This window comes from Thalassotalea sp. HSM 43, assembly GCF_004752005.1.
GTDB lineage: Bacteria > Pseudomonadota > Gammaproteobacteria > Enterobacterales > Alteromonadaceae > Thalassotalea_A.
In genome coordinates, this window is sequence record NZ_CP038493.1 from 491,766 (window position 1) to 508,518 (window position 16,753).

General features: G+C 43.6%; 9 protein-coding genes. 6 read left to right on the forward strand and 3 right to left on the reverse strand.

Annotation, left to right across the window (positions count from 1 at the left end; translation table 11 throughout):
- Positions 1-543 precede the first annotated feature (543 nt).
- From E2K93_RS02190 to E2K93_RS02215, 6 genes are all read left to right on the forward strand, one after another.
- A complete protein-coding gene (locus E2K93_RS02190; protein WP_135437514.1) occupies positions 544-3,573 on the forward strand; it encodes a TonB-dependent receptor in 3,030 nt (1,009 codons plus the stop codon).
- Positions 3,574-3,805: 232 nt separating this feature from the next.
- Positions 3,806-5,359, forward strand: coding sequence for a tryptophan halogenase family protein (locus tag E2K93_RS02195; protein ID WP_135437515.1), 1,554 nt, complete (start codon positions 3,806-3,808; stop codon positions 5,357-5,359).
- Positions 5,360-5,396: 37 nt separating this feature from the next.
- Positions 5,397-6,134 (forward strand): SapC family protein, encoded by a 738-nt coding sequence (locus tag E2K93_RS02200; protein WP_135437516.1) that lies wholly within the window; start codon positions 5,397-5,399, stop codon positions 6,132-6,134.
- A gap of 17 nt (positions 6,135-6,151) precedes the next feature.
- The gene (locus E2K93_RS02205; RefSeq protein ID WP_135437517.1) at positions 6,152-7,168 is read left to right on the forward strand and encodes a cupin-like domain-containing protein; all 1,017 of its coding nucleotides are present in this window, start codon (positions 6,152-6,154) and stop codon (positions 7,166-7,168) included.
- Complete coding sequence (locus E2K93_RS02210) at positions 7,165-8,685, forward strand: tryptophan halogenase family protein (protein WP_135437518.1); 1,521 nt, start codon at positions 7,165-7,167, stop codon at positions 8,683-8,685. Before E2K93_RS02205 ends, E2K93_RS02210 begins: the two co-directional genes overlap by 4 nt.
- Before the next feature lie 40 nt (positions 8,686-8,725).
- On the forward strand, positions 8,726-9,436 hold the full coding sequence (locus E2K93_RS02215) for a DUF6445 family protein (protein WP_135437519.1): 711 nt from the start codon (positions 8,726-8,728) through the stop codon (positions 9,434-9,436).
- 214 nt (positions 9,437-9,650) lie between these two features.
- Here E2K93_RS02215 and E2K93_RS02220 read toward each other — a convergent pair whose 3' ends face one another.
- The 3 genes from E2K93_RS02220 to E2K93_RS02230 all read right to left on the reverse strand — a co-directional run bounded on the left by E2K93_RS02220 (position 9,651) and on the right by E2K93_RS02230 (position 16,743).
- Positions 9,651-12,533: a family 16 glycosylhydrolase gene (locus E2K93_RS02220; RefSeq protein WP_135437520.1), complete on the reverse strand. Its 2,883-nt coding sequence runs from the start codon at positions 12,531-12,533 to the stop codon at positions 9,651-9,653.
- A 405-nt stretch (positions 12,534-12,938) separates the two neighbouring features.
- On the reverse strand, positions 12,939-14,009 hold the full coding sequence (locus tag E2K93_RS02225) for a family 16 glycosylhydrolase (RefSeq protein WP_135437521.1): 1,071 nt from the start codon (positions 14,007-14,009) through the stop codon (positions 12,939-12,941).
- A 145-nt stretch (positions 14,010-14,154) separates the two neighbouring features.
- Positions 14,155-16,743, reverse strand: a complete 2,589-nt coding sequence (locus tag E2K93_RS02230; protein ID WP_135437522.1) for a glycoside hydrolase family 3 protein — start codon at positions 16,741-16,743, stop codon at positions 14,155-14,157.
- Between the last annotated feature and the right edge of the window lie 10 nt (positions 16,744-16,753).

The following is a 16,753-nucleotide window of genomic DNA, read 5'->3' on the forward strand; positions in this document are numbered from 1 at the left end:
AGCTCTTAAAATATTGCTGTTTTGGCCATCGCCAAAGCAATAGAGCAAAGGAATTATTATTGTTATTTATGTGACTTCTAACCGGCTACTTGATCTTCAACTTTTATAGCGGGTACCACCAAAGTCTATTTTTAAAGCACTTTTTGCTGACATTTCAGCCACCTCATGTAAGCGCTTTCACAAAAATATACGTTCTCAAGTAAAATATTGCAAGAGTAGCGATTACGTTTTAGTTACAACTGTGCAATATTTGTCTGCCCCTCAAAAAAACACTGTAGACCTTTAAAAATAACAAAAAGTCATGTCTGGCGGCGCACTTAGTTAATATCCCACAAAATCAACGCACGCTAATAACCGTCTAGGTTTGCGCAAATTGTAACCAACTTGTAAAAAAATAGTTGATCTACTATCTTAATTATTCTAATTTAGTGTAAGCGCTTTCAAATTTATTACACCATCCAAAAGCGAGATCGGAAACATTAAATGTAAGCGCTTACAAAAATAATCATTACAAATGATAATAAATTAACCGAGGGAAATTTAATGAAGTCTTACAAGTTCAACAAAACAAAGTTGGCCTCTAGCCTTTCTTTGATTTTGGGTGCTTCTGTTGTACTTCCTGCACATGGGGAAGAAGAATCAGCCGTCGAGGAAGACGTAGAGGTTATTGAGGTCACGGGTATACGTGGCTCACTAACCAAAGCAATGGATATCAAGCGCTCTAGCTCTGGTATCGTTGACGCCATCAATGCCGAGGATATCGGTAAGTTCCCAGACTCTAACCTAGCAGAATCGTTACAACGTATCTCTGGTGTTGCTATTGACCGTGACAACGGTGAAGGTAGCCAAGTTACTGTTCGTGGTTTTGGTCCGGATCGTAACCTAGTGTTACTAAATGGTCGTCAAATGCCAACTACGACCGGTGGTCGTTCATTTGATTTTGATAACATCGCGTCTGAGCTTGTATCTGGTGCTGAAGTATACAAAACAAGTGAAGCATCTATTGCAACCGGTGGTATCGGTGCAACCATTAACATCCTAACTCACCGTCCATTAAACAAGCCTGGTATGACGGCGACGTTCGCGGTTAAAGGTATGGATGATTCGTCTGCAGATGATGGTGATATCACACCAGAAATGTCAGGTTTGTATTCAAACACCTTTATGGATGACAAGTTTGGTATTTCAATCTCTGGTAGCTATTCAGAGCGTGAAAGTGGTAACCAACAAGCAATGGTTGGTACCGGCTGGCGTACATTCCCAGCACGTATTAACCAAGATTGGAGTGGCTCAAACGCTGGTTGGGGTGGTGTTCCATACGAGAACCAAGTAAACCGTCCAGATCCAGCTGGTGATGCAAACTACTCTGTACCACAAACAACAATTTATCGTTTTGAAGAACAACAACGTGAGCGTATTAACGGTCAGTTGGTGTTGCAATACGCACCAAACGATAACATGACATTTACCCTTGATTACACTCATATGAGCAACGAAGTTGATCGTCAGTTCAATGAGGTATCAGCTTGGTTTACATTCGCTCCTTCTGAGAACGTTTGGACCGATGGCGACGTATCTTCACCGTTATTCTATGAAGAAGATTACGCAGCTAACGGTATCGGTAACCAAGATTTATCAATGGCGACCGGTGACTCTGCAACCAAAGCTGAATCTGATTCAATCGGTTTTAACTTTGCATGGCAAGTTAACGACAGCTTATGGTTAGAAGTGGATCACCACTCGTCTGACGCTGAAGAAACGCCAAACAGCCCATACGGTAGCTCAAATACCTTATCAACTGCGGCATTTATACGTGAACAAGCGGCAACTGACTTTACTCGCGACCTTCCTATCTTGGCGGTACGTGGTTCAAGTACAGTAACGAAAGCCGATTACCTTGTTACCGGTTCATTCTTCCGTAACGATGATAACCGCGCAGAAATCGATCAAACCCAATTTAACGGTAAGTTAGAGCTTGACGAGTTTGGTAGCATTGATTTTGGTGCGAGCTACATGAAAGCTGAAAAACACAACCGCGCCGTTCAAGTTCAACGTAACGACTGGGGTGGTGTAGGTGCTGCTGGTGACTTAGCGGATATCGCAGGTGCCACTGAAGGTGTACACAGCAAGTTTGATGACGTAGACGGTGGTGACTTTAAAGATCATCCTGACGGTCCTGACGATTATGAAATCGTTGACTACTACTTTGCTTGGGATTTCGATGACCTACGTAGTTATGCTGAAGCAAACTACACGCCTGACAACCTAAGTGGCCTAGTTGGTGATTGTGGTACTCAATTCTGTGCCTCAACAGATTATGCGGCCGATACTGACCGTTTCGTTGAAGAAGAAGTAACCGCATTCTACCTACAATGGAACTACGAAGGTGAAATCGGCGATATGCCATACGATATTCACATCGGTGTTCGTTACGAAGAAACTGAAGTTGACTCGAAATCTGTAGTACCAGTATACGATGGTGCTAATTGGGAAGGTGATACCGAGATTGTACTACAACAATCTGGTCAAGAAGCACTTAGCCGTTCTGGTGAGTACGATCACACCTTACCGAATATCAACTTTAACCTAGAAGTTACTGAAGAGATCATCTTCCGTGCAGCCTACAGTGAAACCATTGGTCGACCTTGGTATGGCGACATTCAAGGTGGTACAACCGTTGGTACACAGTTTAACAAAGGTGGCGCAAGCGGTAGCTCGGGTAACCCTAGCTTAGAACCACTTGAATCAGATAACTATGACCTTTCACTTGAATGGTACTACGATGAGTCAAGTTATGCGGCTATCGGTTACTTCAGAAAAGACGTAACCAACTGGATCACCAATGGTCAAATAAGAGAAAACTTATTTAACATTGATAACCCAGTAGATGGTCCTAAATACAATGAAGCTGTAGCCGCTGTTGGTGGTGATGCAGGTCAGCAACGTCAATGGATTTACGACAACTACGGCGATCGCCCAGAAGTGTACATGCAAGACGGTAAACTTATCATTGAAGGTGTTGAAGAAGACAACGAAGTTGAATTCTTAATCAACGTTCCGGTAAATGATAGCGTTGAAAATGAATTTGACGGTTTCGAATTCGCTGTTCAACACGTTTTCTGGGATACCGGTTTCGGTATGTTTGCCAACTACACTATGGTTGATGCTGGTGACGATTACGACAACCGTATCATTACCGGTGGTGATTACGACAATACCGATGTATATGGTTCGAATGACCAAGTACAAGAAGGTATTTCTGATACCGCCAACCTTGTACTTTTCTATGAAAACTACGGTATTTCAGCACGTTTAGCCTATAACTGGCGTGATGATTACTTAGAAAGTAAAGGTAATGACACCGGTGCTAACCCAACATTCGTTGAAGAGTACGAGCAAATCGACTTTAACGTCAGCTATGAATTTGCCAACATTGAAGGTCTAGCGGTCTTCTTCGAAGGTATTAACATTACTGATGAATATCGTCGTAAGCACGGTCGTAGCAAGTACCAAGTAATGAACGTAGCCCAACAGGGTGCACGTTACAGCTTAGGTGCACGTTACACCTTCTAAACGAATCGTTTAGGTAATACATGAAAGCCGCAGGAGACTCTCCCCTTCTCGCGGCTTTCATTTCCTCTAAAGCAATATTTTTATAACAAAAATTTTACTAAAGTGTTCGATTTTAGTGCCCTAATAGAGACAATTTCCTGACTAGGTATATTGTCACTGGATTGGCAACTTTAAAGTCGATATAGTGACAAAGACGTCGAGTGCTTTACTAAGGTTTTTAATAAAAGGCAGTATGAACCAATCTATTAAACATATCGTCATTATTGGCGGCGGCAGCGCCGGTTGGCTAAGTGCTGGGATTATCGCTAGTGAGCATAAAACCGCAGCTGACAATGGCGTGCAAATTACCCTAGTTGAATCACCTGATGTGCAAACCATTGGTGTTGGCGAAGGCACTTGGCCGTCGATGCGTCAGACCTTAAAAAAAATGGGAATTAGCGAGACCGAATTTGTCCTCAATTGTGACGCCAGCTTTAAGCAAGCGTCGGAATTTCGAAATTGGACACATGGCAATGGTGATAGCTACTTTCATCCTTTTACCATGCCCGCGGGTTATCATGAAACGAACATTGCCGATTTTTGGCAACAGCACCGACAGCAAGTCAGTTTTGCCGATGCCACCACCAGTCAAAGTCATATTTGTCGCAATGGCTTAGCGCCAAAACAAATTTCGACCCCTGAGTACTCGTTTAACGTCAATTACGGTTATCACCTTGATGCCGGTAAATTCTCAACCTTTTTACAAAAGCATTGTTGTAGCAAACTTGGCGTAAGTCATGTACTTGATCATGTTGTTAAAATAAACAGCCATGAAAATGGTGACATTAAGTCGGTATCAACGCGACAACATGGCGATATCGAAGCAGATTTATTTATTGATTGTACTGGCTTTAAATCCTTGTTACTTGGTGAGCATTACGGCATTGATTTTATCAGTCAAAAGCATGTGTTGTTTAACGATAGAGCCCTTGCGGTACAAGTGCCTTATGCAAACGATAACGAACCGATTGCATCACATACGATATCAACCGCGCAAAGTTGTGGCTGGATTTGGGATATCGGCCTACCGTCAAGACGCGGTATTGGCCATGTTTATTCAAGTGCGCACATCAGTGACGATGCCGCGGCTGCGCAGCTGCGCGAGTATATTCGCCCAGCGCTTGGCAATAAAGCCGACGATGTTGCCTTACGCCACATTAAGATAAACCCAGGTTATCGACAAAAATTTTGGCATAAAAACTGTGTCGCTATAGGTATGTCTGCGGGGTTTATCGAGCCTTTAGAAGCCTCCGCTCTGGCGTTAATTGAACTGTCGGCGAAGATGATTGCTGAGCAACTGCCCGCCAATAGACAGGTCATGGATATTACCGCGAAACGTTTTAATACCAAGTTCAATCATCGTTGGCAGCGCATTATTGAGTTTTTAAAACTGCACTATATCTTGTCACAACGAGACGACAGTCAATATTGGCGAGATAACCGCAGCGCAGAATCGATACCAGAGCACCTGCAAGAATTAATGCAACTGTGGCAATACCAGTCACCTTATGGTTATGATAGTGATCACAGTGATGATTTGTTCCCTGCAGCCAGCTTTCAATTTGTGTTATATGGCATGGGCTTTGAGACACAATTACCAAATAGACAAAAACGCCATGACAAAAGTGACATGGCCAATACGTTTTTTAACGACAATATAAAACAAACACAGCAATTGATGCGTTCCTTAGGAAGCAATCGAGAGCTCATTAACAAAATTAAGAAGTACGGTTTCGCCAAACTCTAATTATTAAGAAAACCGTCAATTTTACTGGGAGAACACCATGGCAAATCACGCCCTATTAAATAACGTTGAGCACAAAGACGTCAAAGTTATCACCAAACGCAGCGCTCAATATGGCGACAACATGTGGTATTCAATGACTTTCCCGCAAGAATTTCGCAGTGCCCAAGCATACTACCCTATTTTCTTTACCAAAGACCCAGGTACAGGCAAGTTCATTTGTGCCGCATTATTTGGTTTTGCCGAGCAAGAAAACTTATTCTTAAACGACGATGGCTGGCACGCGCGTTATATTCCTATTTCGGTATTACGTCATCCATTTTTGATTGCCCGCCAAACTGTTGAAGTGGATGGTCAAGAGCAAGAGAAACGCATGTTGACCATTGATATGGATAACCCGCGAGTAAACAGCGACGAGGGTGAAGAGTTATTCCTCGAGTTTGGTGGTAACAGCGAATACCTAGACCGCATGGCAAGCATTATGGAAGCCCTGCACTTTGGCGCGCTCGATGGCATGAAATTCTGTGAGCGCTTGGTTGAGCTAAACCTGATTGAACCATTCACTCTCGATGTAACGCTAAACGATCAAAGCAAGCATCAAATGCTTGGTTTTTATACCATTAGCGAAGAAAAGCTAAATGATTTGGACGTCAGCGTATTACAAGAATTAAAAGAAAAAGGTTACTTACAAGCCATCTATATGCAAATCGCTTCGCAAAGTAATATCAACAACTTGCTTGATAAGAAAAATGCGCAGGTCGCTGCGACAGCCGTGTAAACCAAATAGGCGTTGTTATGCTGGACATTAAAACCCAGGTAAAACAAATAGCAGGCGTTACTCCAGAGGCGATCCCTGAATCGGTCATTGCCTCTACGGAACCGCTTATATTAAAAGGCTTTGCTTTAGATTGGCCTATCGTTAAAGCGGGTTTAAAATCGAATCAAGCGGCGTGTGACTATCTGCGCCAATTGTATCAAGGCAAACCCGTTAACGCCTGTTACGGCGATCCGCATACCAAAGGTCGAGTGTTTTACAATGACAACGTCGATGGTTTTAATTATCGCGCAGCAAAAATCGATTTAAATCCGGTGCTCGACAAACTTTTAGAGCATGCCGATAACCCAGAACCACCGACTATGTATGTTGGCTCAACCGAGGTAACCAACTTTTTACCCGGCTTTAAAGAGCAACATAGCGTCAGCATTGATGAGCATAAGCCGCTGACCAGTATTTGGATAGGTAACCGTTCAAAAGTTGCGGCGCATTATGATTTTCCATTGAACTTGGCCTGTAATGTCGTCGGCAAACGTCGTTTTACCCTGTTTCCGCCAGAGCAAGTTAAAAATCTTTATACCGGGCCAATGGAATTCGCACCAGGTGGCCAAGATATTTGCATGGTCGATTTTGATAACCCCGACTTTGACAAGTATCCGAATTTTAAACAGGCAATAGCGCACGCGCAAGTCGCTGAACTAGAGCCTGGTGATGCGTTATTTATGCCAAGTATGTGGTGGCATCATGTGCAAGGTTTAGACAGCCTGAATATATTGGTAACCCACTGGTGGCGTGATACGCCCGCTTATATGGGCCGACCTCATAATGCCTTGTTAATGGCCATGTTAAGTTTACGCAACTTACCCTATGAGCAACGCCAAGCTTGGAAAAATATTTTTGAACATTACATCTTTGACCATGACGAGCAAGACACTGCGCACTTACCTGAAGCGGCGCAAGGCATGCTAAAAACGCCAATGGACGAATTAACCGCACGTAAGATTCGTGCCGAACTGATTGAGAAGTTAAAACGATGAATAACAAACCCGTTAAAAATGTCGTTATTGCCGGCGGTGGTACCGCTGGTTGGATGGCTGCAGCGTCAATGGCTAAGTTGTTGGGCAAAGCGATTAATATCACTCTGGTTGAGTCGGACCAAATACCAACTGTTGGTGTTGGTGAAGCGACCATCCCTACCCTGCACTTATTGCATAATTTGCTTGGCATCAATGAAGCCGAATTTATGGCGGCAACCAATGCCACCTTTAAACTCGGTATTTCGTTTGAAAATTGGCGCGATGTGGGCAAAGACTACATTCACTCATTCGGTCATCTTGGCCACGATTGTTGGGCCTGTGGTTTTCAACATTTCTGGTTGAAAGGTTTACAAAAAGGGTTAGTTAGCGAGATTGGCGACTATTGTCCTGAGCACCTTGGTAGCCGTGAAGGCCGCTTTGCGGTTATGGCTAAACAAGACCTTAACCACGCCTATCACCTTGATGCCGGATTGTACGCCAAGTTTTTACAGAAAATAGCCTATCAACACGGCTGTCAGCGTGTTGAAGGAAAAATAGACAAGGTTAACCTGTGCTCTGAATCCGGCAACATAACCTCGCTCGATTTAGACAATGGCAAGCATGTCGAAGGTGATTTATTTATCGATTGTACCGGTTTTAGAGGCTTGTTAATTGAAGATGCATTGCACACGGGCTATGACGATTGGAGTCATATGTTGCCATGTGATAGCGCCGTTGCTGTACAAACAAAAACCGTAGGTAGACCAGTCGCTTATACCCGTTCCATTGCTCGTGAATCAGGCTGGCAGTGGCGTATTCCGTTGCAAAATCGCACCGGTAATGGTTTGGTATTCTGCTCGAAATACATGAGTGATGAAGACGCCATCCAAACCTTACTTGATAACATCGAAGGCGAGCCAATTAATCAGCCTCGAGTGATCAAATACAAAACCGGCACCCGCCGTAAACACTGGAATAAAAACTGTATTGCCATTGGTTTATCGGCTGGTTTTATCGAGCCCTTAGAATCTACCGGTATTCATTTATTCCAACGCGCCGTCGTGCGTTTAATGCAAATATTCCCGCACACCGGTATCAATCAGGCCGATGTCGACGAATTTAACCAACAAACGTCTGATGAAATGCTCGATATTCGTGACTTCATTATTTTGCATTACCATTTAACCGATCGCCGTGATACGCCGTTTTGGCGCTACTGTGCCGATATGGACATTACCGATTCATTAAGACACCGTATGGAGTTATTCAGACAATCCGGCCGCGTCTTTAAAAAGGCGGAAGAGTTGTTTGGTGAATCATCTTGGGTACAAGTTATGATGGGGCAAGGCTTAACGCCGGAGCAGTATCACCCAATTGTCGATATGATGGGCGATGAAGAATTAAAAGGCTTTTTGGACAAAATTAAACAGCACACCGCGAATAAAGTCGCAAACTGGCCTGATCATTGGGATTTTATTAATCACTATTGTCCATCAAAGTCGGCTGATGATGACGACAAAATGGTGAAAACTGGCTAGCCGTCATGTTGAACACGACTTTTTGTACAAGGTTTAATTAATGCAGTCTGACTACCAAATCAGAGAGGGGTTTACCGCCAACGTTATACATGTTGGCAATGAACAAACCCCGGTATTGATCATCGATGACTTTTTAATGTCGATTGAGGCATTGAAACAGTGCGCATACAACGATGTCGATTTTAAACAAGATCAATATTCGTTTTACCCTGGTTGTCGTACCCGCTTACCTGATGAGTATGCCAATACCTGTCTCAATTTCTTATTGGGCGGTATTCGTAAAATTTATCAGCTACAAGGTAACGTCAAACCCCACCCCTATAATTTATATTACTCATTGATCACTTTAGCTGAACAAGACTTAGTGCCATTGCAGCGTATTCCACATTTTGATACCAACTATCATTACCACTTTGCCATATTGCATTATCTCGATGATAAACCTCATGGCGGTACCGGCTTATTTCGTCACAAACAAACCGGATTTGAACGCATCAATGAACAACGCAAGCAAACCTATTTCGATTCATTACAACGTCATTTTGACGCGCATGGTGAACCTGAAGCGAAGTATTGTATCGAATCAAATGAGCTATTCGAGCTGTACTATCAAATCGATTACAAACCGAATCGGTTAGTGATCTACCCTGGTAATCTATTGCACTCAACTATTGTTAATACTGAAACCGACGTTAGTGCGGATCCCAAACAAGGCCGGTTAACCGCCAACATGTTTGTCGATTTTAAATAACCACGGTGCCCGACTTCTGCTCATCATACCGCTCTGTTCGCTAACTTATTCGTTAAGCCATTCGTTAACCAATTGATTTTTATTAAGTAAAAGGTTAACTCTGATTTTTAGACATAAAAAAGCCGGTAGCAATACCGGCTTTTTATTATTCATAGCAATTAAAACATTCTGATTGAATCGCTAAAGGCTGAGCAAGGCTCAGCCCATAGTGATATTAGTTTGCTTTAAATACGATGTTATCAATTTGATAACTGGCACCGTTGGCTTTGCTCCAGCTCGGGAATACCAGAATGATCTTCACATTAGTTAAATCAAGTGAACCACTTTCTAGAACCGAGAATGGGAAAGTGAAATGCTGCCACTCACCTAATGTTGGATCTACACCTTCATTGCTTTGCGATAGCATGATCTCAGTAAACTGCGATGCCTGATTACTTTCAAGTTTCAATAACCAGTCAGCAGTATCATCAGTAGGCGCAGAAATCATCTTAAGGTCAAACTCAAGCGTACCGTTAGCCAAACCTGATACATCAATACCCGTTTCAGCAAGAACACCAGATACCGTAGGAGCGCCGGCAAAATCAATTTGCATCACGTTACCGTATTCTGTATCAACTTGAGCAGAAATCGTTGCACCACCACAGCAATCCCAGAAAGACCAATTAGGATCGGTTTCTTCAGAGAAGATGACCACATCGCCTTCGGCTACCGGCGGCTCTACTGGAGGTTCTACAACAGCGCCTGTTGAGCGTTCCCAACGAATATTGTCGACCATTAAGGTGACATTCTTTTGGTCGCCCCACGTAGGGTAGATAACTAGACCAGTGTTTACTGATGTAATGTCTAAGCCTTGGCTTACCAATTGGCTTACTGGTACACGGATAGTTTCCCATACGCCATCGGCAACAACACCAAGTACTTGATCGCCCGTTGTACAAGGGAATACACAGTCAACTTTATAACTGATACCACTTGTCGTTTCAGCATAATCAACCACTTTTAGGTCGTATACTAAATCGCCTTCACTGAACGCACTTAAATCAACCGGTTGTGCAGATTGGATGTATAGCAAACCATCGGCATCACCACCACCAAAGCTAATTTGCAAGACGTTACCACGACCTTGCTCTTCAACAGATTGCCATTGAACAAAACCGGTTGTTCCGTCAAAGTAATCGCGACTGATAGCGGTATCCCAAGCACCAATACCGTTGGTCCAGATTTCAGCATTCACCTCATCAACGTAAACGTCTAATGTTTCGGTATCAACACTGACTGCAGGTGGTGCAATACCACAACCATCGATATCTTTATGACCACATTTTAAAACAACATTATCAAGCATAACGCGTGCTGCGCCACTAAACTCAACAATGAATGGGTTCAACACTTCATTGGTATTAAGCGCAGCTTCTCCAGGCATGGCAATGATATCGTTCACTTTTACCGACAATGTTTGCCACATATCTTTTTCTAGATCGGCAACGTTTAATGCAACGTAACCCAATGCCGGCCAACCGGAATCCATTTTGATTAATATTTGGCTGTCATCAGGAGTAACCGCACTATCGATAAACAGGTCAAACTTCAGTTCACCTGCGTGTAAACGCCAAGGTTCAGAAGAGTTACCCATACCAAACAATGACATGGTTTCACCATCAGTAGCGTTGATCAAAACGTTACCTTTATCGCTGGTGTTGATTTCAATAACTTTACCGCGATCACCGCCCAAATCAGGCATGGTTAATGCGATAGCACCACCGTTATCCCAACCCACGACCGTTTGTAAACCACGCTCTAAAGCTTCACCAGAAATATCCCAGCTCAGCTTATCTTCACCATCGGTAAATAACGGATATTCAGCAACATAAAAGCTTTGTGCTGCAGGTAGTGTTACGTCTGGGTTCACATTTGCGGCACAACCTGTGCCTGTTACAGGATCGTCTTCACATTCATAAACACGCACATAATCCACCATAAGCGCCGATGGGAATTCGGTATTCTCATCAGGCGAACCCGGCAAGTTACCACCAACGGCAAGGTTTAATAGGACATGGAACGGTTGATTGAAAGGTGCGGCGCTATCGCCGACGTAACCTGTTTCTTGATCTTTGTAGTAGTAACTCCACCAAGCATCAGATGTGATCGTTGCATAATGCAAGTCATCCATATACCAACGGATTTCATCTTGCTCCCACTCAACCGCGTATACATGATAATCATCAAGCACCGGCTGACCAGCTGAAGCATTCGTGAATACGTTTAGAGGCCAAGCCATACCAAAATGTACAGTACCATGGGCATCATTATTATTGTCTTCAGTTGCACTGAACACTTCTAAAATATCGATTTCGCCGCCACTTGCCCAACCACCGTATTGACTGTCGGTAGGCAACATCCAAAACGCTGGCCAAAAGCCTTGACCTGCAGGCACCTTGATACGCGCTTCAATACGACCATATTGAACATCAACTTTACCATCGCTGCGCATACGGCCAGAGGTATAGTTGTAACCATTAGAGGCTTGTTGTTTTGCGGTGATCACCAAATTACCGTCACTTACGGTAATGTTGTCTTGTTGATACCACTGCAGTTCATTATTACCCCAACCCACTATGCCATATTGAGAACCATCACCGGTTTCAATATTCCAGTTTTCCATGTTGAGGCTACTGCCATCAAATTCGTCGCTCCAGACCATGACCCAGTCACCGGCGCCTTCGGCAACGACAATTGTAAATTCTTGAGTAGCTGTTTTGGTGCCATCAGTCACCGAAACAACAACAGTATATTCACCTACATCCCCTTCTGACGGCATGCCAGATAAGGTGTTGGTCGCTTCATCAAACATTAACCAGTCTGGCATCCCAGAAACAGTAACGGTTAAGTCAGAAGAATCTACGTCCTCGACACTAATCGTGTAGCTATACATTTTCCCTTCAGTGGCCTCAACAACCGCTAGACTGGTAAATGTAGGTGCTTGTTTGCCGACAACTTCGTCAACATCCGCATTAACTGACTCTCCCACACAGCCAGACAAGCCGAAAAAGCTTGCGCCAACAATGGCGGATATCATGCTTAACTTTGATTTTCTCATAGTTTCTCTCTTATGTTTTTTCAAAACAGCTCTCCCTCATTATGTAAGCGCTTACACGCAAATCCCTTAAAAAACACTGATTTACAAGGGATTTCATCGACTTACTAATTATGCTTTTAGCCGCGAAATTCCAAAACAGTGTTTAATGTTGCTTATCCTTTACTCTTAGCCTTTAAAATCGGCAAGGTGAATGTAAGCGCTTACATGAAAAACCCTTAAAAAACACTGGTTTAGAAAGCTATTTTCAGGATGATTCCGAAATGGCTACTAGCAGCAGTGTTTAATTAAGCATTATTTCTTTAAAAACAACGATTAAAATCTAATCGTTAATAATAAACATGGCACATTTTAAAACAAATATCTAACACTTTTTTAACCCTTATTATAAATAAATTCATTAAAAGGTTATTTCACTAAGGTGGCCGATTCGCTGTTTGTTGCACAGCCCTTGCCAGTGTTAGTGTCCACGGCACATTGGTAGACTCGGACATAATCGATAGCAAATCGCTGTGGAAATACTGACGGGTCGATGCCGGTTTCATTAACCTTTTCTGGCCATGCACCACCTACAGCAAAATTGATGAGCAGATGAAACCTTTCATTAAATGGCGCATCACCACCGCGTTGTTGCCATTGACCGCTGTCATCTTTAAATTTGCTGTACCAGTGTTCAGAGGTTTGCGTTGCGTAATGGATATCATCAATATACCAACGGATCTCTCCTTGTTCCCATTCGATCGCATAGGTATGAAAGCCATCGCCAGGGCTTAGTTTATCACTGAGCTTCACACCGGTTCCTGTATAGACGTTATTTGGCCACATAGCGCCATAATGCAATGTGCCATGCACTCGTGTCTCAGGCGTGCCTGCAGCGTCTCCAGGAGCATCAGAAGCAGCCCCAAGGTTTACCGCCTCCATAATATCGATTTCACCGGAGCTGGCCCAAGTGCCGTATAACCAATCGGTTGGCAGCATCCAGATAGCAGGCCAAGTGCCCTGACCTTGTGGCAGTTGAGCGCGGATTTCAAAACGACCGTATCGCCAGTCACCTTTATCTTTACTGCGTAACCGCGCAGATGTGTAGGGTAAGGTTCGAGTGTCTGTGGTTGAGTACTGTTTGTCATCATCATGCTTAGCAGGCCCTTGAAACTCTTCCTTAAACGCCTGAATAATTAACATATCGTTTTCAATAAAGGCGTTTTTAGCACGCTTGGTATAGCATTGCTTTTCATCATTACCGCCACCATGGCAATTGACTTCAAATGACCATTTTTGTAAATCAATTTGCTCGCTGGAAAACTCATCTTGCCAAACCAACTGCCAGTGTTCACTTTTTGCTTTGGCATTATCATTAGACAGTACTTTCACGGTTTTCGCTGACGCGGTTTCTAAGTCGGCGGCAATAGCCCCATGATTTGCTAAGCAAGTTAATGCCAATATCACGACAAATGATTTTGTCCAATTATGTTGTTGCATAGTTATTCCTTATGCTTTTGATGTTCTGGGTGCTTTATTATTTATCGCTTTTTGTAGGGTGTTTGTCCATAAAAAAACCCTTGAGAATGCACTCAAGGGTTTGATATGAATTGCAATGTAATTCAGTTCATTACAACGCTTTACTCTATTGACAGCTTAGTGTTGCTGAAGCGACGGCATTAGGAACAAGCTTAATCTCGCTAAGACCTAGCTCCATGGTGCCATCTGTGGTTAACTCAAACGGTGTATGTAAATCCGCAAAGCTCATACCAGCCTGTTTGAAACACTGTAAGTCAACCGTGATTTTTTCCCAGCTATTCGGTGCCAGCGCATTGATTTGCTCAGTGATGTCGATACGACCTCCACACTCTTGCTCACCTTCGCCTTCACACAACATGCTGAGCATAACTTTACCACTTGGGCGCTGCATCACATTGGCTTCAAAACTCACTACCGCGTTAACTTCTAGTTGAGAACGCAAATCTTCACGGAAACCACCAAAACTGCTGATACGAACACCGGCATTTTCGCTGCCATCAAAGCTTAATTTACGTGCGTCTTCTTGTACGACTTTATCAATCGTACGGTAGCTTAGCGCACCAACTTGATGAGTATTCGAGGTAATGGACAGCAGTTCCTCACCAGACATTAATGTCATCAACCATGGTTTGTGCATTTGCCCTGTAAACAGTTTCAACTCTGCTGCTTTGCTTAGATCAACCTTCACCGTGTCTTCTAAATCGTCAGCCAAGACATTTTCGTCACCGTATTGCAAACCAAAACCATATGGTAATAATGGGCTGTAATCTGCATCATGACGGTTTACCGTGGTTTGATCCGGGTCTTTAGGCCATGAGAACGACAACTTACCAACAAAGTCGTTTTGCACACTGTCATCAGCGTTAGCCAAAATCACTTCAGCAACACCATTACCTTCAGAGCCTGGCAGCCATGCTGCAACAAACGCGTCCGATGCATTCAGCTCAGCGTTAACCCACATTGGGCGACCACTGATAAATACCGCTACCACCGGAATGCCTTGCTGTTGTAAAGATTTTAGCAATGCCAAATCGGTTTTCTCACCGCGTTGATAGTCTAGATTGTCTCTATCACCATGACCTTCAGCATATGGGTCTTCACCAAACACAACAATGGCGACATCAGGCTTTTCGCTAAAGCTGCCATCAGCACTTAAAGTAACCTTGCCACCTGCGGCACTCACTTGTTCGTTAATGCCATCATAAATCGATGTGCCACCAGGGAAGTCATCGTTGGTGTTGTTGGTACCTTGCCACGTAATTGTCCAACCACCGGATTGTTTACCAATGTTGTCAGCACCATCACCGGCCATCAAGATATGTTGTTTCGGTGATAAAGGTAAAATATTGCCTTTGTTTTTCAACAGAACCAAAGACTCTCGAACCGCTTGACGGGCAACATCACGATGCTCTTGTGCGCCAATCAACTCGGTTTTACCCGAAAAAGGACGTTTTGCAGGGCTTGGCTTTTCAAATAAGCCGGCGCGAACCTTAACGCGTAAAATTCGCGCAACCGCATCATCAATACGACTCATGGCGATTTCACCAGAATTGACCTGAGCAATGGTATTTTCATACAAAGGCTTCCATGCAGCTGTAGGTACCATAAAGATATCTAAACCGGCATTTACCGCTTGTGCACAGCTTTCATTTGTACAGCCTTTAACTTGACCGTGACCATTCCAGTCACCGACGACAAAACCATCAAAGCCCATTTGTGTTTTTAACACGTCAGTAAGCAGATACTTACTGCCATGGTTTTTCTCACCATGCCAACTATTAAACGAGGCCATCACTGACTGTGAACCAGCGCTTAAGCCACCAACATAACCTTGGGCATGAATATCAAACAATTCTTGCTCGCTGGCGATATTATCGCCTTGATCGTCACCTTTTTCGGTTCCGCCGTCACCGATAAAATGCTTAACAGTGGAGATAACACGTTTGTCACTTAAGAAGTCACCATCGGCATGGCCTTGCAAACCTTTAACAATGGCAGCAGAGTAATCACGAACGATGTCTGGATCTTCCGAGTAGCCTTCATAGGTGCGTCCCCAACGATCGTCACGTACAACGGCAACTGTTGGCGCAAATACCCAGTCAATGCCGGTAACCATAACTTCAGTTGCCGTAATCGCTGCTATTTTTTCAATAAGATCAGAATTATTCGCCGCACCTAGACCTATGTTGTGTGGAAACAAGGTTGCACCAACAACGTTGTTGTGGCCATGCACTGCATCTGTACCCCACATGGTTGGGATATTTGAACCATCAACACTATCGTCGATAGATGCCTGATACATGTCCTCGGCAAGTTTTATCCAGTCTTGTGGTGTTGACTGTTTATTATTGTTTGGAAACGCACCACCACCGTTTAGATACGATCCAAAGCCATACTTACGCATATCTTCAATGGTGATATCACGAATTTCCGGCTGGATCATTTGCGCAACTTTTTGCTCTAGCGTCATTGTCGCCAAAATATCGCTTACACGCTTTTCAACGGCGTCGTCTTGCTTTACGGCAATATCGAGTTTCGGCCAGATGTCTAAATTTCTGCCAGTTGCATCAGCAGCAACAGGTGTTTCGACCTTTGCTTCTTCTGGACTTGCTGATTGAGTTGCCTTTTGACCACACCCGGCAACAACCATCGCCAGCGTGGTAGACAAAGCAATTTTGCTAATTTTTGTGTTCATAGTTTCTTTT